This window comes from Rhodovarius lipocyclicus (assembly GCF_009900765.1).
Classification (GTDB): Bacteria; Pseudomonadota; Alphaproteobacteria; order Acetobacterales; family Acetobacteraceae; genus Rhodovarius; species Rhodovarius lipocyclicus.
This window is the reverse complement of record NZ_JAAABL010000001.1, coordinates 131,349-151,283: the sequence shown is the minus strand read 5'-3', so window position 1 is coordinate 151,283 and position 19,935 is coordinate 131,349. Positions and strand designations below refer to the sequence as shown.

The 19,935-nt window shown below is 66.3% G+C and carries 27 protein-coding genes; 24 read left to right on the top strand and 3 right to left on the bottom strand.

Going from position 1 to position 19,935, the window contains the following annotated elements; translation table 11 throughout:
* The first annotated feature begins 22 nt into the window (after window positions 1-22).
* From GT007_RS00750 to GT007_RS00675, 16 genes are all read left to right on the top strand, one after another.
* Complete coding sequence (locus GT007_RS00750) at window positions 23-775, top strand: HNH endonuclease (protein WP_160119653.1); 753 nt, start codon at window positions 23-25, stop codon at window positions 773-775.
* A gap of 97 nt (window positions 776-872) precedes the next feature.
* Window positions 873-1,253, top strand: a complete 381-nt coding sequence (locus GT007_RS00745; protein WP_160119652.1) for a hypothetical protein — start codon at window positions 873-875, stop codon at window positions 1,251-1,253.
* Entirely contained in the window at window positions 1,213-3,087 is a 1,875-nt protein-coding gene (locus GT007_RS00740) for a terminase large subunit (protein ID WP_160119651.1), read from the top strand. The genes GT007_RS00745 and GT007_RS00740 overlap by 41 nt, the downstream gene beginning before the upstream one ends.
* Complete coding sequence (locus GT007_RS00735; RefSeq protein ID WP_160119650.1) at window positions 3,087-4,310, top strand: phage portal protein; 1,224 nt, start codon at window positions 3,087-3,089, stop codon at window positions 4,308-4,310. Before GT007_RS00740 ends, GT007_RS00735 begins: the two co-directional genes overlap by 1 nt.
* 9 nt (window positions 4,311-4,319) lie before the next feature.
* The gene (locus GT007_RS00730) at window positions 4,320-4,991 is read left to right on the top strand and encodes an HK97 family phage prohead protease (protein WP_160119649.1); all 672 of its coding nucleotides are present in this window, start codon (window positions 4,320-4,322) and stop codon (window positions 4,989-4,991) included.
* 10 nt (window positions 4,992-5,001) lie between these two features.
* Entirely contained in the window at window positions 5,002-6,336 is a 1,335-nt protein-coding gene (locus tag GT007_RS00725) for a phage major capsid protein (protein WP_160119648.1), read from the top strand.
* A 68-nt stretch (window positions 6,337-6,404) separates the two neighbouring features.
* Window positions 6,405-6,833, top strand: a complete 429-nt coding sequence (locus GT007_RS00720) for a hypothetical protein (protein WP_160119647.1) — start codon at window positions 6,405-6,407, stop codon at window positions 6,831-6,833.
* 8 nt (window positions 6,834-6,841) lie between these two features.
* A complete protein-coding gene (locus GT007_RS00715) occupies window positions 6,842-7,453 on the top strand; it encodes a hypothetical protein (RefSeq protein ID WP_160119646.1) in 612 nt (203 codons plus the stop codon).
* Window positions 7,454-7,471: 18 nt separating this feature from the next.
* Window positions 7,472-8,737: a hypothetical protein gene (locus tag GT007_RS00710; protein WP_160119645.1), complete on the top strand. Its 1,266-nt coding sequence runs from the start codon at window positions 7,472-7,474 to the stop codon at window positions 8,735-8,737.
* Complete coding sequence (locus GT007_RS00705; RefSeq protein ID WP_160119644.1) at window positions 8,734-8,970, top strand: hypothetical protein; 237 nt, start codon at window positions 8,734-8,736, stop codon at window positions 8,968-8,970. The genes GT007_RS00710 and GT007_RS00705 overlap by 4 nt, the downstream gene beginning before the upstream one ends.
* Window positions 8,967-9,377: a hypothetical protein gene (locus tag GT007_RS00700; protein WP_160119643.1), complete on the top strand. Its 411-nt coding sequence runs from the start codon at window positions 8,967-8,969 to the stop codon at window positions 9,375-9,377. Before GT007_RS00705 ends, GT007_RS00700 begins: the two co-directional genes overlap by 4 nt.
* Window positions 9,377-9,793, top strand: coding sequence for a phage tail terminator-like protein (locus GT007_RS00695; RefSeq protein ID WP_160119642.1), 417 nt, complete (start codon window positions 9,377-9,379; stop codon window positions 9,791-9,793). The genes GT007_RS00700 and GT007_RS00695 overlap by 1 nt, the downstream gene beginning before the upstream one ends.
* Before the next feature lie 9 nt (window positions 9,794-9,802).
* Window positions 9,803-10,006, top strand: a complete 204-nt coding sequence (locus tag GT007_RS00690; RefSeq protein WP_160119641.1) for a hypothetical protein — start codon at window positions 9,803-9,805, stop codon at window positions 10,004-10,006.
* Between the two features lie 3 nt (window positions 10,007-10,009).
* Window positions 10,010-11,188, top strand: coding sequence for a phage tail tube protein (locus tag GT007_RS00685; protein ID WP_160119640.1), 1,179 nt, complete (start codon window positions 10,010-10,012; stop codon window positions 11,186-11,188).
* A gap of 97 nt (window positions 11,189-11,285) precedes the next feature.
* Window positions 11,286-11,684 carry a hypothetical protein gene (locus tag GT007_RS00680; protein ID WP_160119639.1) on the top strand — a complete coding sequence of 133 codons (399 nt, stop codon included), beginning with the start codon at window positions 11,286-11,288 and terminating at the stop codon, window positions 11,682-11,684.
* 65 nt (window positions 11,685-11,749) lie between these two features.
* Window positions 11,750-12,025 carry a hypothetical protein gene (locus tag GT007_RS00675; protein WP_160119638.1) on the top strand — a complete coding sequence of 92 codons (276 nt, stop codon included), beginning with the start codon at window positions 11,750-11,752 and terminating at the stop codon, window positions 12,023-12,025.
* A gap of 76 nt (window positions 12,026-12,101) precedes the next feature.
* Here GT007_RS00675 and GT007_RS22720 read toward each other — a convergent pair whose 3' ends face one another.
* On the bottom strand, window positions 12,102-12,227 hold the full coding sequence (locus GT007_RS22720) for a hypothetical protein (RefSeq protein ID WP_268894533.1): 126 nt from the start codon (window positions 12,225-12,227) through the stop codon (window positions 12,102-12,104).
* Window positions 12,228-12,330: 103 nt separating this feature from the next.
* Here GT007_RS22720 and GT007_RS00670 point away from each other — a divergent pair, with 103 nt between their 5' ends.
* The 6 genes from GT007_RS00670 to GT007_RS00645 all read left to right on the top strand — a co-directional run bounded on the left by GT007_RS00670 (window position 12,331) and on the right by GT007_RS00645 (window position 17,664).
* Complete coding sequence (locus GT007_RS00670) at window positions 12,331-12,972, top strand: hypothetical protein (protein WP_160119637.1); 642 nt, start codon at window positions 12,331-12,333, stop codon at window positions 12,970-12,972.
* Between the two features lie 21 nt (window positions 12,973-12,993).
* Window positions 12,994-15,714, top strand: a complete 2,721-nt coding sequence (locus GT007_RS00665) for a phage tail length tape measure family protein (protein WP_160119636.1) — start codon at window positions 12,994-12,996, stop codon at window positions 15,712-15,714.
* Window positions 15,711-16,346 carry a hypothetical protein gene (locus tag GT007_RS00660; protein ID WP_160119635.1) on the top strand — a complete coding sequence of 212 codons (636 nt, stop codon included), beginning with the start codon at window positions 15,711-15,713 and terminating at the stop codon, window positions 16,344-16,346. Before GT007_RS00665 ends, GT007_RS00660 begins: the two co-directional genes overlap by 4 nt.
* On the top strand, window positions 16,343-16,975 hold the full coding sequence (locus GT007_RS00655) for a hypothetical protein (RefSeq protein WP_160119634.1): 633 nt from the start codon (window positions 16,343-16,345) through the stop codon (window positions 16,973-16,975). The genes GT007_RS00660 and GT007_RS00655 overlap by 4 nt, the downstream gene beginning before the upstream one ends.
* A 61-nt stretch (window positions 16,976-17,036) precedes the next feature.
* Window positions 17,037-17,270 carry a hypothetical protein gene (locus GT007_RS00650; protein ID WP_160119633.1) on the top strand — a complete coding sequence of 78 codons (234 nt, stop codon included), beginning with the start codon at window positions 17,037-17,039 and terminating at the stop codon, window positions 17,268-17,270.
* An 85-nt stretch (window positions 17,271-17,355) separates the two neighbouring features.
* On the top strand, window positions 17,356-17,664 hold the full coding sequence (locus tag GT007_RS00645) for a DUF2335 domain-containing protein (protein WP_236571456.1): 309 nt from the start codon (window positions 17,356-17,358) through the stop codon (window positions 17,662-17,664).
* Window positions 17,665-17,710: 46 nt separating this feature from the next.
* On the opposite strand, the gene GT007_RS00640 is transcribed toward GT007_RS00645, so the two are convergent.
* Window positions 17,711-18,556 carry an exonuclease domain-containing protein gene (locus GT007_RS00640; RefSeq protein WP_160119631.1) on the bottom strand — a complete coding sequence of 282 codons (846 nt, stop codon included), beginning with the start codon at window positions 18,554-18,556 and terminating at the stop codon, window positions 17,711-17,713.
* A 110-nt stretch (window positions 18,557-18,666) separates the two neighbouring features.
* A complete protein-coding gene (locus GT007_RS00635) occupies window positions 18,667-18,945 on the bottom strand; it encodes an Arc family DNA-binding protein (RefSeq protein WP_160119630.1) in 279 nt (92 codons plus the stop codon).
* 107 nt (window positions 18,946-19,052) lie between these two features.
* Here GT007_RS00635 and GT007_RS00630 point away from each other — a divergent pair, with 107 nt between their 5' ends.
* Together GT007_RS00630 and GT007_RS00625 are read left to right on the top strand one after the other, a co-directional pair.
* A complete protein-coding gene (locus GT007_RS00630) occupies window positions 19,053-19,247 on the top strand; it encodes an Arc family DNA-binding protein (RefSeq protein ID WP_160119629.1) in 195 nt (64 codons plus the stop codon).
* Between the two features lie 77 nt (window positions 19,248-19,324).
* Window positions 19,325-19,933 carry a BRO-N domain-containing protein gene (locus tag GT007_RS00625; protein ID WP_160119628.1) on the top strand — a complete coding sequence of 203 codons (609 nt, stop codon included), beginning with the start codon at window positions 19,325-19,327 and terminating at the stop codon, window positions 19,931-19,933.
* Window positions 19,934-19,935 lie beyond the last annotated feature (2 nt).

Below are 19,935 nucleotides of genomic sequence, written 5' to 3'. Positions count from 1 at the left end.
TCTCGATTTGAAGGATCGAAGAATGGCTGACGACAAGCTACGCGGTCGAGTATGCGCCGTCGACGGATGTCTCTCTCCAGTGGCCAGGCGGAATTGGTGCGGCGCTCATTATCAGCGCTATTGGAAGCATGGCGATCCCGAGTATGTAGCCAGGCCCCTCAACCTCAGTGGCTGCAAGGTCCAGGGTTGCGGTCGTCAGTCGAGATCTCCCACAGCTGCATTCTGCGAGATGCATTACTACCGTATTCGTCGTCGTGGCGATGTGAACCCCCTGCCGGCGCGCCCGGCCAAACCGACCCGGCACCATACGCACGGCTATGTGGTCGAGCATCGACCTGGTCACGCCATGACGACGCCTGGCTCACCGCGATATGCCTATCAGCACCGCAGAGTTTTCTTCGATGCGCATGGCGAAGGCCCGTTCAGCTGCCATGTCTGCGGGAAGGATGTCGACTACAGCTCGATGCACGTCGACCACCTGGATGATGACCGCTCGAACAACCGGCTGAGCAATCTCGCGGCGGCTTGTCCGACCTGCAACCAGTGGCGAGGGCATGACAAGGTTGTTGCCGCGCTGCGTGCGAAGCCGGGTGTGCTGGTAGAGTTTCAGGGCGAGCGCCTATCCAGAGCGCAGTGGGCAGCACGGATTGGGATATCACGCAACGCCCTCGCGGCCAGGCTTCTCAGCGGTTGGTCGCTCGAGCGGGCACTGACAGAAGGCAGGGGAAAGACAGGGCCAAAGGCTAGGCGGCGCGATGGCCTGCCGCCCGCCTGACCCCCCGGGGGGTGTCCAATCTCTGGGCGGGCAGGGGGTCTAGACCGTGTGGGCAAGTCTTTTCACGCATCCGCAATTCAAATGTTGAGGGCTATCAATGCCTAAGCCGAGGCTGCCAAAGGCCAAAGCCGAGGTATCCGCCGCCGTCCTGAAAGACCCCGGCCGCCATGCCGGTCGCAAGCCCCCGAAGATCGATGCCGCCATTGGTGATCCACCTTCCTGGATGACCCCGGAACAAGCCCAGGTCTGGTGGCTGTTCGTCGCCGAGGTGCCCTGGTTGAACCACAGTCACCGCGCGGTGATTGAGATCGCGGTGACAATCCGAGCACGGCTGATGAGCGGTGCCGATGTGGGCGTCCAGGCCCTCAACCTCCTGCGCCAGTGCCTGGGCCAGATCGGCGCCACGCCGGCCGATGCCAGCAAGGTGAATCTTCCGGATGATGAGGACAAAGACCCGGACGAGCGCTTCTTCAACTGACCGTGCCACCGCCTATGCGCAGGAGGTGGTGGCCGGAAAGTTGGTCGCCGGCCCGCATGTGCGGAACGCCTGCCGCCGGCATCTGGACGATCTGACGGCGGGTTCGGAGCGGGGCCTGCGCTATGATGAGGCTGAGGCCGAGAAGGTGATCGGCTGGTTCGAGGGCGTGCTGAAGCTCTCGGAGGGCCAATTCGAGGGGCGGCCCCTGCAACTGCACCCGTCCCAGGCGTTCATCATCGGGTCGGTGTTCGGCTGGCGCCGTGCTGATGGAACCCGCCGCTTTCGCCGCGCGTACATCGAGCAGGGCAAAGGGAACGGGAAATCGCCGCTTGCCGGCGGCATCGGCCTCTACGGCATGACTGCCGATGGCGAGGGTGGAGCACAGATTTACGCGGCAGCGGCGAAGAAGGAGCAGGCAACCATCCTGTTCCAGGACGCTTGCAAGATGGTTCGGAAGTCACCAGCGCTGGAACGCCGCCTGGCATTTTCCGGTGGCCTCGGGCGTGAGTTCAACATCGCCCACCACGCAAGCGGCTCTTTCTTCCGGCCGATCTCGAAGGATGCCGGCAAGACCGGTTCGGGCCCCAGGCCGCATTTTGCTCTGTGCGATGAGGTGCATGAGCACCCCGACCGCACGATCATGGAGATGCTGGAGCGCGGCTTCAAATTCCGCCGCCAGCCGCTGCTGTTCATGATCACCAACAGCGGCTCCGACCGAAACTCAGTCTGCTGGGAGGAGCACCAGCACGCGGTCAGGGTGGCGGCCGGCACTGCCACGCCGGACGAGGCCTTCACCTATGTCGGCGAGGCGATAGACGACACCACCTTCAGCTACGTCTGCGCACTCGATCCGGGCGATGACCCGCTGGAGAGCCCGGCGTGCTGGGCGAAGGCCAACCCGCTGCTCGGCGTCACGATCACCGAGGAGTACCTGGCCGGCGTCGTGAAGCAGGCCAAGCAGCTGCCCGGCAAGCTGAACGGCATCCTTCGTCTGCACTTCTGCGTCTGGACCGACGCTGAAACTGCCTGGATGGCCCGGCCCGCGCTGGAGGCCTGCCTGGATGACTTCGAGCCAGAGGAATTCGGCGGCTGCGACATCTTCCTTGGTGCGGACCTTTCGGGCTCGCAGGATCTCACGGCCCTGGCCTTCGTGGTTCCGACCGGCGAGGTGGAGCGGGCCAGCGCCGACGGCGAGGTGAAGCTGCTGCCCACCTTCGACGCATGGGTCGAGGCCTGGACGCCGGGCGACACGGTGAGCGAGCGGGCCCTGCGGGATCAGGCGCCCTATGACGTGTGGGTCCGTGATGGCTGGCTGAACGCCCCGGACGGGAAGCAGATCAGGCTGGATTTCGTGGCGGCGCGGGTCGCGGAAGCTGACGCTGAGTATCGCGTGAAGGCGCTGGCCTATGACCGGTACAGCTATCGCAAGCTCGAGGATGAGCTCGACGCGCTGGGCGTCACCGTGCCGCAGATCGAGCATCCGCAGGGCGGTAAGCGCCGAGCGAAGGTGCCCGATGAGGAGCTGGAAGCAGCGCGTCGCGAAGGGCGCGAGCCGCCACAGGGGCTCTGGATGCCTGGCAGCGTCGCGGCGCTGGAGGCGCTGATCCTGGATGGCCGTATTCGCCTGCGCCGGTCGCCGGTCCTGATCTCCGCTTGCATGTCCGCGGTAACGGAGACGGATCCCTTCGACAACCGCTGGTTCAGCAAGCGCAAGGCGACCAACCGCATCGATGCCGTGGTGGCCCTCGCCATGGCGGTGGGAGCGGCCACCGGGGCGGCGCCGGCCTCTACGGCAAAATCGTTCTGGGAAACCATGGCCCCTGAGGAGGCGTGATGTCGGTATTGACGCGCCTCTGGCCGTTCCAGCGAAAGGCGGCCGGTGAGAGCTGGGAAGAGGTGTTCCGCCGCCTGTTCGGTGGCCGGGAGACGAAGGCCGGCATCACGCTGACGGCAGACACGGCCATGCAGGTCACCGCCGTGCTGCGCTGCGTGCTGGTCATCGCCGATGGCATTGCCACGGTGCCGTTGAAGGTGTTCCGGAAGGACGCCAGCACCGGCCGGCGTGAGGTGGCAACCGACCATCCGTTGCAGGATCTGCTGGCGGTGGCGCCGAACGACTGGCAATCGGGCCTGGAGTTCCGCGAGACGCTTGCCATCCACGTCGCGCTGCTGGGCAATGCCTACGTCTTCATCAACCGCGTGCGCGGCCAGATCACCGAGCTGCTGCCGCTGGACCCCTCCCGCGTCACGGTGAAGCGCGGCGCCGATCTGCGGCTGACCTATACCGTCACCAGCGAGGCAGGAATCGCGCAGCAGTTCCCGGCCGAGGCCATCTGGCACCTGCGCGGACCGTCCTGGAACAGCTGGATGGGCATGGAGCCGCTGCGCATGGCGCGCGAGGCGATCGGCCTGTCGGTCGCACTCGAAACCTCGCATGCCAGCCTGCACAAGAACGGGGTGCAGAGCACAGGTATGTACTCGGTCGAAGGTTCGATGACCCCCGACCAGTACAAGTTCCTGCGGAACTGGATCGAGCAGCACAATGCCGGCGCCCACCATGCCGGCAAGCCGCTGCTGCTGGACCGCGCGGCGAAATGGACGCCGCTGACCATGAGTGGTGTGGATGCGCAGCACCTGGAGACACGGCGCCACCAGATCGAGGAAATCTGCCGCGCCTTCGGCGTGATGCCGATCATGGTGGGCTATTCGGACAAGGCCAGCACCTATGCCAGCGCCGAGCAGATGTTTCTGGCGCACGCTGTCCATACCATCCGGCCCTGGCATCGGCGCTTCGAGGCCTCGGTCCAGCGCTCGCTGCTGACCCCTGCCGAGCGGGCTGCGGGCATGTACCCCAAATTCCTGGATGCCGAGCTGCTGCGGGGCGCGGCGAAGGACCGATCGGAATTCTACGCCCGGGCGCTCGGGGCGGGCGGTTCTCCGGCCTGGATGGAGATCAACGAGGTCCGCGCCTTCGAGGATATGGACGAGGTGGAATGGGGACGCGGGCAGCCTCAGCCGCCCAAGCCCGCCACCACGCCGCCGACGCCGAACCCATAGGGGATACCAATGGAACGCAGCATTTTCGGCCTGCGCGAGGTGAAGCTCGCGTCGGACAGCGCCGACATGACCTTCTCGGGCTACGGCGCGGTGTTCGGCAACATCGACAGCTATGGCGATGTGATCGAGCCAGGCGCCTTCGCGGCAACCCTGGCGGAGGCGAAGGCCTCGGGCGACTGGCCCTCCATGCTCCTGCAGCATGGTGGCCTGACCGCCGAGGACAACACGCCCATCGGCATCTGGACTGACCTGGCGGAAGACGGGATCGGCCTGAAGGTGACCGGCAAGCTGGCCGACACGCCCCGTGGGCGGGAGGTCTACACGCTGCTGAAGATGGAGCCGCGCCCGGCTATCAAGGGCATGAGCATCGGGTACCGCGCCGCTGCCTTCGAAATGCGGACAAAGCCGGAGGACCCCCGGCGCCGGCTGACGAAGCTGGACCTGTTCGAGGTCTCCATCGTCACCTTCCCCGCCAACCGGAAGGCCAACATCACCGATGTGAAATCCGGTGCTGGTCTGACCGAACGAGATGCCGAGCGGGCCTTGCGAGACGCAGGGTTCAGCCGGTCCGAAGCCAAGGCGATCATCGCCTCGGGCTTCAAGGCTCTGCCCCAGCGGGATGCTGATGAGGCGAGCGTTTCGGCCGCGCTGAAGCGGCTGCTCACCACCATCGAATCCTGAGGAGACCATCATGCCGCTCGACAATATGGAGCAGATCATCGACCAGCTGGGCCGCGCACACGCCGACTTCAAGCAGAAGGTCGAGACCGAACTGGCGGAGGTGAAGGCCGGTGTGAAGGCCGCGCCCGCCGACCTGGCGAAGGTCAACGAGGCGCTGGACAGGCTCAGCAGCGCGAAGGACGCGCTGGAGGCGAAGCACGCCGCCGAGCAGAAGCGCCTCGATGACCTGGAGAAGCGCCTGAACCGCCCCGGCGGGGGCGGCGAGGCGGGCAACATGCTCGAAGCCGAGCTGAAGTCCATGAACGACCTGCTGCGGTCGCATGCCGGCGTGCTCCAGCGCCCCATGGGCCCGGAGATCGATGCGGACGGCCTCAAATCCTACCGCGAGGGTTTCAAGTCCTACCTGCGCGGCGGCGACAACCGCCTGTCCGATGCCGAGCGCAAGGCGATGTCCTCCGGCTCCAACCCGGATGGCGGCTACCTGGTGCACGCCGACACCACGGGCCGCATCGTGCAGCGGGTCTATGAGACCTCGCCCATCCGCCAGATCGCGAATGTGCAGACCATCAGCACCGACGCGCTGGAGGGCATGAACGATCTCGATCAGGCCGCCGACATGGTGATGCTGAACGAGACCACGGGGCCGAGCGAGACCAGCACGCCGCAGGTCGGCACCTGGCGCATCCCGGTGTGGGAAGGGGCGGTCGAGCCGCGTGCGACCCAGAAGCTGCTGGAGGATGCCTCGGTGGATGTGGAGGCCTGGCTGGCCCGCAAGACGGCTGATCGCATCGCCCGCGGCCAGAACCGCCGTTTCGTGCTGGGCAGCGGGGCGAATGAGCCACGCGGCTTCACGGCCTATCCGGTGGCCACGACGGGCGACGACACGCGGGCGTGGGGCACGCTGCAGGTGATCGGCACGGGCGTGAACGGGGATTTCGCCGCCTCCAGCCCCGGTGACATCCTGTTCGACATGGTGGGCGCCTTCAAGGATGCCTACCTGCAGAACGCCCGCTGGGTGACGCGCCGCGAGGTCATCACCAAGATCCGGAAGTTCAAGGATGGCCAGGGCCAGTACCTGTGGCAGCCGGGCCTGCAGCAGGGCCAGCCCCAGCAGATCATCGGCTTCCCGGTGACGGTGGCGCAGGACATGCCGACGCTCGGCGCCAGCAGCCTCTCCATGTCGTTCGGCGACTTCCAGGAGGGCTACCAGATCGTGGACCGGCTGGGCATCACGGTGATCCGCGATCACCTGACCGCCAAGCCCTACGTCAAGTTCTGGACGCGGGTCCGCTTCGGCGGCGGCGTCGTGAACTTCGAGGCGATCAAGCACATCCGCTTCGCCTGAGCCCTCTGGTGCGGGGCCTGGCGGCCTCGCATTCCATCTTCATCCTCATGCCATAGGAGCGCCGCGTCATGCGCGACCTGATGAACGACATCCATGTGCTGCCCGCGCTGGCGCCGGCCGCCGCCGCGATCACCGACAACACGGCCCAGGTGGGCTCCATCATCGACCGGCTGGGCTTCGATAGCCTGACCTTCGCCATTGTGACCGGCACCCTCGCCGATGCCGACGCCACCTTCGCCGTCACGGTGGAGCATGGCGATGCCGCGAACCTGTCCGATGCGGCGGCAGTGCCGGCGGCCTCGCTGGTGGGTACCACGGCCCTGGCCGGATTCACCTTCGCCGATGACGCGGAGACCAGGAAGATCGGCTATGCGGGCGACAAGCGCTATGTGCGCCTGACCGTGACGCCCGCCAACAACACGGGTGCGGCGCCGATGGCGGCCCTGGCCATCCTTGGCCACCCGGCCCAGGCCCCCACGCCGAACCCGCCGGTCTGAGTCCGGCCATGTCGGACAGCATCCTGACCGTCGTCACCCCCGCGCCGGACCGCCTGCTCGCGACCGCCGCCGATGTGGCGGCGGCCCTGGGGCTGTCCGACTCGCCGCCGGGAATCGGTGCGCTGATCCTGCGCGCCAGCGATGCCATCTCCGGCGCCTGCAATGGCCGCGTCTTCGGGCGGGAGGCGGTGCGGGAGACATTCCGGCCGGCCGGCCCGATGAAGCCGCTGATCCTCGGCCGCGACCGCGTGCATGCCGTCACCTCCGTGGTGCTGGACGGCACCACCCTGGTCGAGGGCACGGATTTCGAGGTGGATCAGCCCGCCGGTATCCTCCATCGCCTCTCCGGTGACGCCCGCTGCGCCTGGCGCGCCGCGAAGGTGGTGGTGGAGTACAGCGCGGGCTGGCTGCTCCCGAGCCAGGACGGCAGCGACCTGCCGGGCGATGTCCGGGGCATCTGCATCGACCGTGCGGCCCGCATGTACCAGGGCCAGGGCGAGGATCTGCGCATCCGCAGCGAGAGCGCGGAGGGCGTGGGCAATGTCTCCTACTTCGACCCCGATAAGCTGAATGCGCCCGAGCTTGACGCGCTCGCCCCGTATCACCTCTACCGGCTCTAGCCCCCGAGGATCCCCAACATGCCCGACATCAAGATCCCGCAACTTCCGGCTGCGGGGACTCTGGCCGATGACGATCTGCTGCTGCTTACCCAGGGCAATACCAGCGCGAAGTTGCCCTTTGCCGCCGTTGTGTCGCACATCATGGGTGGTGTTATGGATGCGCTGGGATCGTCAGGATCGCCGATTGCCGGGTTGCACCTGTCACCCGCCGGCGACTCCCGCCGCACCAGCGTCACTTTCGGCAATGAATTCCAGATGGGCGTCGATATTGGCAGCAATGGTGGCGAGGGCTTCTTCCTGTACCACAGCGCCTCCAATGCCCACCCATACACGGTGGATGATCTGGGCCGGTCGCAGTTCTGGTGGCGCAACAACGCGCCATCTGATGATGCGAACAGCTATGCGCCAGTCGGGTGGGCGGTGAACGTGCTGGGCGGGAATGGTATTACCGCTCCGGCCACTGGCACCCTGATGAGCCATCGCACCGAGTGCGCCATCGGTGCCATCCTGAGCGCCGGCAACGGGACGCGCAGCGAACACACCGCCAATTACAACGTGACCTATGCCTACAAAGGGCTGATCCAGGAGGACTGGAACCTCTGGGCCGAGGACTGCATCGTTATGGATGCGCCTGCCGGGGATGTGATCGGGGGACGCACGCGAGATGCCCCGAACTGGTTTGTCGGCAAGTCGGTCAGGCTGCATGCCTTTAACGACCTGACGGCCCTCGGGCCCGGATGTTCGGGTAGCTTTGGCATCAGCCTGGTTACTCGCCCGCTGACCGGTGAGGAAGCGGCCCTCGATCCCACGGGATCGCGCGTTGGCGACAGCACCCGTCCGCTCCTGGCCATGTTTTCCGCCGCCGGGTTCTCAGGGCTCAATGGCGACACGATTCAGTCCGGCACCGACGCTGGGGCGGGCGATGCCGCAGTCTACGGCCTACGGATAGGCGGCGGCGGGGGCTCGGTCTACGGCACTTACGATGCCAGAAGCCGCTTCCGGTTTGGCGGATTGCTGGCTGATTGGCGTGAGGAGGGGCTGCGCATCGCGGCACCCCTGCCTGGCTTCTCCGGGCCCGGCCTCGTGATTGAGCCGGGCTGTGACCCTAGCCTGATTGGTGATGTCGAGGGCTCGGTTAGCGAGGCCACCTTGGTCATCGGGCCGCGTGCCGCAGGGGCGCCGCCCTTGTCTCTCCGGTCGTTGCCGCTGCAGGGCGACTCTGTCCTGAAGCCCGGCGACCTGTACCGCACGGCGGATGGAACCGTGAAATGGATGCCGGAATGAGCGCCACCGAAGACCTGCACAAAGCGGGCCGCATGATGGCCAGCAGCGTGTTGGCCGAACAGCGCAACCGTGCTGCTGATGAGGCCGCACGATCAGAGGCGCGGGCACGGCTGTTGGAGGGTGAGCTTGAAGCGACCTACCAGGCGCTGCGCACGGCCCTGACCATCTCGGCTGAGGATCGCACTGCGATCGTCCTGCCGGCGGGCTATCAGGCTTGGGCTGCCAGCCTGTGATCGCGGATGTCACCTCCCGCATGCTGACCCGCCATGGCGCGCCGGCCGAACTGCGCCGCCGCATCGGCACCACGGAGCAGTTCGGCACTGACCCCTGCCGGGCCTTCATCACCAGCTACAGCCCCGAGCAGCTGGTGGGCCAAATCCGCCAGGGCGACGCGCGGGCTGTGGTGGATGGCGACTTTCCGCTTCTCGGCGGGCCCGAACCCGGCGACGTCCTGGAGCAGGACGGCAAGCTCTGGACCCTCATGGGCGCGAAGGAACGGCGCGTGCGCGGAGTGCTGGGCGGGTATGACCTGTGGCTGCGCGGTGCCGGCACCGCCGATGCTCGCCGTGGCGACCGCGCGCAGACCGAGGCCGGCGACCTGCTGGCCACCGAAGGCGGCGACCGCCTGGTGATCGCCTGATGGCCACCTTCGCCGTCTGGGCCGCCGCCGAAGCCATTCTGTCCACCGTGCCCGATGTCACCTTTGCCTGGCCCAACCAACGCTTCGCGGCGCCGGCAAACGGCGAGGGCTTCGTGCGCGTCGGTGCCCGCGCCGCAGAGGGCGAGCCGGCTGAAATGGGCGCCAATCCCATCTGGGTCGAGCGCGGCGCCATCGAGTGCACCATCGTTGTTCCGGCCGGGACGGGCACGATGAAGGCCCGCGGCATCGCCGACAGCATCATCGCGGCCTTCCGCGCCGCGACCCGCGACCGGCCTACCGGAGCCGTCATCTGGGACGGCTTCGAGCTCCAGGAGGGCGAGGCCTCTGAGGACGGGGCCTACTGGGTCCTGCACCTCCAGATTTTCTTCCGCACGCAGACCGTGCTGACCGGCTGAGGAGCCACCATGGACATCGATCCCGATTACGCGCCCGTCGAGGCGCCGCCGCCCCCGGCTGGCCCGACGCCGGCCGAAATCCCCGAGGGGCATATCGCATGGGACATCCTGGGCCCTGACGGCGAGCCCTTTGAGCGCCAGGTGCTGCCCCAGGCCATCGGCCCCGCCATCCCCGCCGGCTGCACCGCACGCCTGTTTTCCGAGGAGGATTAATCCATGGCCCCTACCACTGGCTACGCGGCGGGTTTTGCCGCCGAGGACACCGAGATCAGCTACGCGATAGAGAGCGTCTGGGCGACGCTGCCGTCCGTGGCCTTCAAGGCGCTCCGGTATACCAGCGTCAACATGCGCGGCCAGAAGCGCCGTGGCCGCCCGCAGGAGATCCGTGCGGATCGCCAGGCTGCCGCCGCCGTTACCCTCTCGGAAGAGGCGGGCGGGCAGATCGGGTTTGGCTTTAGCTATGGTGCCTATGACGATCTGCTGGCCGGCCTGCTGGGCAACGACTGGGCCGCCGGGCCAGCAATCACGAGCAGCACGGTGTCCGTGGCGGCATTCAATCGTATCGAGACTACGACCCCCGGTCTTTTCGCGGGCATCGAGCCTGGCCAGTTCGTTCGTTTGGCGGGGTTCAGCAACGCGACAAACAACCAGGTTGTGCTGGTTTTCGACAACGTGGGCGATACGATTCTGTGGGTCATTGCGCCTACGCCGCTGGTTGTGGAAAGCGCCGCCGCTGGCCATCAGGTGCTCAGCAGTGGCACCCTGCGAAACGGCAACCAGTTCCAGAGCTTCTTCCTCCAGCGCCGCTTCGGCAGCACCATGTTCTTGCGCTATCCGGGTTGTTTTCCGCGCTCTGCATCTCTCCAGGCCCAGACTGGCCAGTTCCTGAACGGCACTTTCGATCTCCTGGCGCAGGATGAAACGAAATCGATCACCAATGCCAGCACCGGCAGTGTGATCGCCGCGCCCACCGGCCGCGTGCATGATCCTGTGGGTGGCGTGGTCGGCTTCATCGCCAACACTGCGGTTCAGCCGCGCTGCACGCGCTTCGGCCTGAACATCGCGAATGAGGGGGCGGCGGGCCAGTATGCCCTCGGCAGCGCTAAGGCGCAGGGGGTGCTGCCTGGCGTATTCACGCTGTCGGGCAGCTGCGAGCTGTTTTTCGCGGATTTTGCTCTGTATGACATGTTCAGGGCGGAAACGCCGGATGTCATGGGGTTCATCACCCGCAGTGCGCTCGGCACCTATGGCATCGGGCTGCCGCACACCAACCTCATGAATCCGCAGATCACCGCCGGCGGGCCGGGCCAGCCGGTGATGGCGACGTTCGACATCGAGGGAAATCCGCATCCGACGCTGGGCTACACGCTCCGCATCGATCGCATCGCCGCTTGATCCATCGGGCCGGCCGGCCTCGGGCTCATAGGAGGGGCCGCGCGTTCGGCAGGTGCGCGCGGCCCCTCCAACCTGCCAACCTGCCCAGGAAATCAACATGGATATCAAGGAACTGCTGCGCGACAAGCGGGCTATGACGGATGGCGTCTGGGTGAACCCGATGCCGGGCCGAGAGGTGGAGGTACTGGCCCGCGCCTTCACGCCGCAATACCGGGAGCGGCTGGACGGCCTGTTCCAAGAATGGCGCCGCCTCTATGGCTCCGAGCGCCTGGCCCCTGCCAATGTCACCATGCCGGCGCTGGCCGATCTGGTGGTGGAAGAGCTGATCGGCGGTATCCGCGGCCTGAAGGATGGCGACACGGAGGTCAGCCTGGATCAGGTGAAGGCCTTTGCCGGGATGCCGGAGGGCGCGCCAATCTATCAGATGCTGCTCTCCGCGGTGGAGCGGGCCGACGCCAGGCGTGAATCCGACGCCAAGGCCGCGGCGGGAAACTGACTGCGGTCCTGCGCTGGCAACTGGAATGGGGGCCGCATCTGGCGGCTGCCACGCAGGACCCGGAGATGGCAGCCACCTTCCCATGCTGCCCGGAGGTCACGCCCGGCCATGGCTGGCTATGGGAGGCCTGGGCCTACCTCCAGTCGGGCCGGCGATGGCTGGGCGGCATGGGGGTTGTTCCCATGGGTATCGCCGCCGCCGACATCGACATCCTGGGCGATCGTCTGCGCCTTGGTGCCGGCCGGCGCGCGGTGCTGCACCAGGTTATCGAGGCTCTGGATGCCTTCTGGCGCGACTGGCAGCAGAAAAAGGCCGAGGCGCAGCGGCAGAGATCGAATTAACTGGCCTTCTTCGCTACTTCCAGATCCATCCCGATCGGGCGGCGAATGGCTTCGCTCTACTGCATCGAGCGCAGCGTCAGCGCTCTGTCTCCTTTACGAGAATGTGCACCAGTGCGATCGGCCAGATCATGAAGCCGTAGAACCACCACGCCACAGCACTCTCGCCTTTAGAATTCGCAATGATGGCAACGATGGTCGCCATGACCAACCACAGTACAATCCAGAACATTCGCGCGGCCCTCCTTGCCGGGATGACCGTAGTCGGCAGCCATCGTGCTGCGCATCATCAAAATGGATGACACGCAATGTCCGGTGCCCGTTTCGAGCGCGCCATCACCCGCGCTTTCAGCCCGGAAGTGATGTGGTCCGACATTCAACGCTCGCTGGCGGCCTTCGCGCGCCAGGATCGCGACCAGCTCATCGCGCAGGGCCGCTTCTCCCGGCGCTACACCACGCAGGTCAACGGCGTGATGGGCGCGCTGGAGGAGACGGTCCAGCCCGGCCGGGCCATCGTCTACAACGCGCAGGTTCTCGGCCCCGCGGTCGCCTTCGCCCTCGAATACTTGGAGGACCGCGCGCCGCAGCGCAGCGGTCGGCTTTCGGTGTCCTGGCGCGTCTCTTTCGAGCGACGGGGCGGCGCCGGCAACGGCCGCATGTTCACTGTGAAGGACTTCTCGCCCACCGCGGTCAGCTCCGACGCCGTGGCGGCGCGCATCTTCAGCCCGCTTCCCTATGCGCGGAAGGCGGATGTGCAGCTCATCGGGGATCGGACGCTGAGGTTCAATAGGCCGCCCGGCATGCTGGCCGACACTGCCCGGGCCGTGAAGCGTCGTTTTCCCAGCCTGGAAGCTTGGCGCGAGTTCACCACGCGGCACTCGCTGGAGCAGCGCGACGAGTTCAGCCGCCTCCTCCAGTACCCCACCCTCGTCATCGCCTTGCCGCGATAGGCCTACCCAGAAGCGAGAGCAATGTCCGAGCAGATCAGCCAGGCCGTCTACACGGCGACGGTGAACAACCAGGCCTCGCCCGCGCTCAAGGCCATGGCTGACGACGCCGTGGCACTGGGCGCGACCATTGAGGAGCTGGACAAGAAGGTCGGCCGCGGCCAGCGCAGTTTCTCGCAGATGGCCGCCGCGCTCGATCCGGTCGAGAAGGCGATTCAATCCGTCGAGCGGGCATCGTCGCGCTACACGGACATGACGGAGCGCGCGACGCGTGCGGCGGCCGTCGAGGGTGTCGAGCAGCAGCGCCTGACGGACCACCTGCAGCGCCTGTCTCAGGCTCGCGACAACTCGGTGCTGGCGACGGTGCGTTCGCTCTCTACGCAGCAGCAGGCCCTGGTGTTGGCCCGCACCGGCTATTCCCAGCTCGCAGATCAGATCGACCGCACCACCGTTGCCGCACAGCGACACAACTATGCCTCGCAGGCTGTGGGCATGGCGCAGACGACGGCGGCCAGCAGCAATCGCTCCTACATGCTCGGCCAGGCCGGCTACCAGGTGCAGGACTTCGCCGTGCAGGTCAGCGGCGGGCAGAGCCCCCTGGTGGCCCTGTCGCAGCAGGGGGCGCAACTGCTGAGCATCTTCCGCCCGGGCGGCGTCGTGGCGGCGGCGGGCCTGACGCTCGGCGTGCTGGCTGTGCAGCTGGCTAGTGCGGTTAGCGGCGCCACGGCCATGAATGCGGCCATGGAGCGCATGCGGGAGAACTACCGCACCGCGCTGGATGAGGCGCGCCAGTACCGCGAGGGCCTGGCCGATGAAAGCCGGGCCGTTCGTGACCTGACGGACCAGTTCCGCAGTATGAGCGCGGCACGGCAGGAGATGGAGATCGAAAGCATCTCCCGGGACCGGCGTGCGGTCGAGAGCCGCCGGGCGGCCCTCGAGCGCAGCGTGCTGGGCAACCTGCGAGGCGTCTCCGTCTCCGCTCAGGAGAGCATGGCGGACGCCTACCGCGCCGCCGCGGCCTATCCGGAAGGGTCTGAAGAGCGGTCACTCCTCATGAACAACAGCGATGTCCAGCGCCTGCGCGACATCGCCAGCGCCATCGAGAGTTTCCGCGAAAGCGGGAATGTCTCCCGTGATGCCATAGGCGGCCTGTGGGAGCAGCTGCGCGCCCTCTCAACGGACAGCGACGCGGTGAGCTCTGCGATTCGCCGGCAGGGCTCCGCCATGGTGGACCTGATGAGCCAAGCCCGGCAGCTGGAGCAGGACACCGCCCAGGTCGATCAAAGGGCGCGCGCCGCCGGCGTGGGCATCGACACCCTCGCCAATTCGTTCGTGCAGGCGGCTCGGCAGGCCCGGCAGCTGCGCGAGATGCTGAATTTCGAGATCCGCGTCTCCGGTGACGCGGCGCGGGAGATCGCGAACCTGGACCGCCTTGTCGCAGCTGCGCGAGGGGGCGAAGGGTCTCTGCGGCGGGAGCGCCGCGCTATCGGGGTGGAGGAGCAGACGGACCGTGCTGTGGCAGACTTCCGACGCCAGCAGGAGCAGCAGGGGACCACGGGGGATTCCGCCGCAGCCGAGGTGAACCGCTTCCGGGAGGCGATGCGGGGGCGCTTTCAGGAAGCCGACCAGCGGCGCGAGGAGCTGCGCCTGCTGGAGGAAGGTTTCCGGTCCACAACGCGCGCCGTGCAGGACATGCGCGACGCCTATGCGGAGCTTCGCCGGGATGCTGGCACCGGGCTGCTGTCCATGTCGCCGAGCGATGATCGGGCGTTCAACGTCATCTCGCAGCAGGTTCGGCAGACCCGTCAGGCAATTCAGCAGCAGAGCTTCGACGCCCAAGCTGTCGGGCTGCGCGAGCAGATGATCGGTATGTCCGCCGCCGATCGCGCGATGCTCCAGGCCGAGGCACAGGTGCGGCAGCGCAATGGCCTGCTGCTGGGCGCGCCGGCGAATGACAACGTGCAGGACCAGATCCGCCAGGCGCGGGAGCTGGCCCAGCGCGGCATCGAGATCGACCAGATGCAGGCCAGCTACACCGAGCTAGGGCGCATCGGGGAACAGGCCTTCGACCGTATCGGTTCGGCCATCACCACTGCCATGACGCAGGGCAAGATGGAGTTGAAGGACCTGGCCAACATTGGCAACGCCGTCGCTTCTGAGCTGATGCAGGCCTTCATCCGGCTGGCGGTGCTGAACCCGCTGAAGAACGCCCTTTTTGGCGGCAATGACCCCACGCTATCCAGTGTGGGCGGCGTGGTGGGGCGCCTTCTGGGCAACACCGGCATAGGCGGCGGTTACGATGCCAGCAGCTATGCGTCGGCCTTCGCCAGCGCGGCCCCGGGCATGTATGGCCCTGGCTTCCACAGCGGCGGCATCATCGGCGGCGATACCGCGACCTTCATGCGGATGGTGCCGGGCAACATCTTCGCTGCCGCGCCGCGCCACCATGCCGGCCTGATGCCCGACGAAATGCCGGCCATCCTTCAGCGTGGCGAGGGCGTGTTTACGCCAGCGCAGATGGCGGCCCTCGGCCCGGCCGGGCACAGCGTGTCGGTCGGCATCAACTTCTCGGGTGACGCGGGTTCGCCGCAGGATCGGGAGGCGCTGGCACAGCTGGTGGCCCAGCAGGTCAGCCAGCAGCTCGGCGCCGCGGCGCCCGGCATCGTCAAGGCCAGCCACGCCTACACCATGGGCGAGATCAGCCGCGGTGGCCGCGCCGCGCAAACCGTGGGCCGCCGCGCATGAGCATCCTGGATTTCCCGACCAGCATCATCGGGCCCGGCCAGATGCAGCTGACGCCCCTGGCCAACACGCAGTCCGGTGGCCGGAGCCCGTTCGATGGCACGGAGCAGACGCTGGAGCTGCCAGGCGGGCGCTGGAAGGCCGTTCTCACCTATCGCCTCGCAGGGACAGAGGCGCGGACCCTGGAGGCATTCCTGGCGCGCCTGGGCGGCCGGGCAGGGCGCTTCCGCTGGGGGCCGCCCGGGCATGCGCTGCAAGGCAATGCGCAGTTTTCGGTGGCGACCACGGCCGCCATCGATGGCGCGGCCCAGACCGGAAGCATGATCCACCTGAAGGGCTGGACGCCCTATGCGCAGGACATCTTCCTGCCGGGCGACTATCTGGCCTGGCTGGACCCGTCCGGCAGGCCGCAGCTGCACATGGTGACCAACCCGGGCGGGGTGCCGGCCGATAGCTCTGGCCTTTGCTCCACCCCCATCTGGCCGCCGATCCGCCGCAGCCCGGCCGATGGTGCCGCCATCAACTTCAGCACGCCGCACGGCATCTTCCGCCTGAGCGAGGATGAGGTGGTGGTGACGCATTCGCCCGCCGGCGTGGCCGATTTCACGATCAACATCGAGGAGGCGTTGGTATGACGCGCGGCCTTTCCGGTGCCGCCGCCGCCGCCGTGCAGGCGGAGGTGGTCCGGCGCACCTGCGCTGTGGAGCTGGACTTCGGCTCCGGCTTCGTGCGGCTGAACGGCAGCCCGGCCGACATCACCATCGGCGGAGAGCTGTACACGGGCGTCGGCATGCTCGGCGGCATCTCGGGCGTGGAGGAAAGCGGGGAGTTGCGCAGCTACGGGCTGACGCTCACCCTCTCCGGCGTGCCGCGCGATGCGGTGGCCATCGCCCTGGGCGAGCATTACCAGGGCCGGCCCGGCACGGTGTACGAGGTGTTGTTCGATGACGACTGGCAGGTGATCGCGGACCCCATCGTCATGTTCCGTGGGCGCATGGATCAGATGCCGATCAAGCTGGGGGCCGAGGCGCAGGTGTCGGTCACCCTGACCAACCGCCTGGCGGACTGGGACCGGCCGCGCCTGCGCCGCTACACGGATGAGGATCAGCAGCGGCAGTTCCCGGGCGACCTGGGCTTCCAGTTCGTCTCGGCCACGGCCGCCAAGGAAATTGTATGGCCTGCCAAGGGGTTCAGCGGCAGTTCCAGCAACGCGAACATCGCCGGCGGGGGCATCTCGCAGTGGGCGCAGAGCGGGGGTGGGTGAAGTCAGCCTACAACAAGTTGTAATTTCCAACCGGCGGGGCCATTGTCCGTTCCTGAGAAGGATGACCATGAAAGCCCGACCTGAAGATCGTCTGATTGCGGTGTATGACGCAGAAGGATCCTTGCATGTGCGCGATCGTTCCACGACGTGGATCAACGCATTCGCGAACGTCTATGCGCCTTCGTCTGACCGCATTCACGTACTGACCTCGGGCATGCCATCAAAGCTCGGTTGGACGCGGGTCGGTGCGTCGCTTATGGGCGCCGTGAAGCGTGTCCGTGCCCAGGCATCCTGATCGTCGCGGCAAGACGGCCGCGTCTTCTCGCGCCAACACGGTAGACGTCCCAGAAAAGAGCCCGCAGGTTCTAGCCCAGGTGAACATGGCCTACTCAGGGCCAATCCCTCATCCGGAGATCCTGCGTGGCCTGAATGAGGTCGTGCCCAACGGGGCAGAACGCGTTGTCGCGATGGCCGAGTTCGAGACAAAGCACGTGCGCACGATGGAAGAAATCGCTGTTCGCCAAGCTGTTCGCGAAGGGACCATTGCCCACTGGGCAGCGAGTATTGTGCCTGTCGCCGGCTTGGTGTGTGCGACGTTCATCGCAGGACTCGGGATGGAATGGGCCGCTGGCGGCATCGGGGTTGCCGCCATGGCCGCCCCTCTCGTGGCCGCATACCTGAAGCGCTAACCAATCTCAGGCTTGCGGTAGGCGAAGGGGGGGGCGTGGGGCGTTGTCAGGCGCCACACAGCGCGACGAACTCAGCTTCGCCTATGATCCGAAGGCCATGCCCATCAGCAATCATTGCCAGGGCCTTCAGGTGCTTCGAACTACTGGGGGCCGCTATATCGGCTTCCCCTACGACCAGTAGCGTCACGTTCTTACCGACATTTGGCAGAACCGTAGCGCCGGCCTTGGCCGCTAACTCTGCGGCATGCTTCCGCGCCAGGCTTAATGCTCCTGTGAAGACAATGGAGTGAGCGGCCAAGGGGCCAACGCCCGATCCGGCGATCTTCTTCAGCTTGACCTGGGGCGTGATCGGTTGCCGCGCTAGTTCGGCCAACTCGGCCAAGCCTAGGCCAAGATGCAAAGACGCGGCGGTCAGGATGTGCCCGCACGCTATGGCGTCCTGGAGGGCGTGATGGTGCTCTCCCTGGTCTATCCCAAGGAAGGAGCAGAGAGGCCGAAGTCCGTGGCCGATGCCGCCGCGAAGTTCTGGCCAGGCGCGGCGCCCGATAAGCACGGTGTCGAGCCATTCAAGCTGGGGCATTTCCCGCCCGAGTTCGAAACACGCGGCGTCGATTGCGGAACGGTCGAAGCCGGAGTGTGTCACGACGGGCCTTCCGGCAATGAAGGCGAGCACATCTTCCATGGCGTCCTCGAATGAGGGGGCGCCTAGCACATCGGTCTCGGTGATGCTGTGAAGCCAGGAGTTGGTGAAGGACGCGTCAGGGCCTGGATCGACTAACGTATAATGCTGGTCAGTCAGGACGCCGCCATCAAACAGCGCTACGCCGATGGCGCAAATGCTGCTGACGCTCTCGTTCGCGGTTTCGACATCCAGAGCAACGAACGAATCCATGTTTGCCTCCAACTCACGTCACAGGAGAGTGAAGGGAATCGTTGCGAGGATGCATCACCCATTTGAGGTGCAGCTATGACTTCTTCTTCGGCGACTTGGCCAGCTCGGCTTCACCGATCCGAAATGCGCGCGACACGGTCTTCCAGCTTTATCAACTCGTCAAAGACATGGTCGACCAGGCCTTTAAGGCCGCCCTTGTAGGTCTCATCAAACACCACACTTTCCAGCCTAAGTAGCCGCTCTTTGGTGTCGTCGAACGAGCCTTCAAGGCGCGCCACGACTTCACCATTGATGCTGCGACCCGACTCCTTGGCCGCGGCTGTCAGCTGCTCATACAGCTTTTTCGGAAGCCGTTGGCTAAACCGAACCATCTCATCATCGTCTGCCATGGCGCTATCGTAGCGCCGCCGCGACGAAATGTCTTGACGCCATAATGGCGTCACGTCTATTCGGATTTCGTGGCGTCACCATGGCGCCATGAAAATCGGAAAGGCCCATGGAAACCGTAACCACCACCCTCCGCTTGCCGACCTCGCTGAAAGCCGCCATCGACCGCTCTGCCGCTGCGAACCGGCGTAGCGTCAACAGTGAGATCGTCGTGATGCTGGAGGCAGCTACGGCAGCCGAACCCAACCAGTTGCCGGCTTCGGCTGGCGGAGTGCCGGCGGCGGAGCATCGCTTGAGGGCTTAACGCTCCGCCGCCGGGATCACCGACCTTCTTCCGCGCCAACGGCCGAAGGTCATCACCCATACCGAGGAACATTCGGAATGAGCTCCCAACAGATAGTTCCCTTCCTCTTCGAAGGCGAGGGTCTTCTTCGCGTCATGGATCGCGATGGTGCGCCTTGGTTCGTGGCCGCCGACATATGTCGGGCCATCGACATCAAGAACGTGGCGCAGGCGGTCGAACCCTTGGACGACGATGAGAAGGGTATATCTTCAACATATACCCTTAAGGGCCAGCAGGAGGTGATCATCGTCTCCGAGGGCGGACTCTACACCCTGATCCTGCGTTCTCGTGACGCCATCAAGCCCGGCACGGTGGCGCACCGGTTCCGGCGCTGGGTCACCTCGGAAGTGCTGCCGGCGCTTCGTCGTGGCGAGGGCATGAAGGGGCCCGACAGTACCGGACCCCTTGGCGAACTGGGCGACGATGAGCCTCAGTCGCCCGATGGTATGAAGCTCCGCAAGGTGAACACCGCGGCGCGTTGCTTCGGTGAAAGGGCAGGGGCCCAACTCTGGGTCAAGCTCGGGCTGGAATGGGTTCCCGCCATGGCCGCTGCGCTGAGCCAGGCCGATCTGCTGGATAGTCCGCAGCCGCCCGGCGCCGTGACCATCACGGTGATGCCGGCGAAGAATGGGGGAGGGCACCACTGATG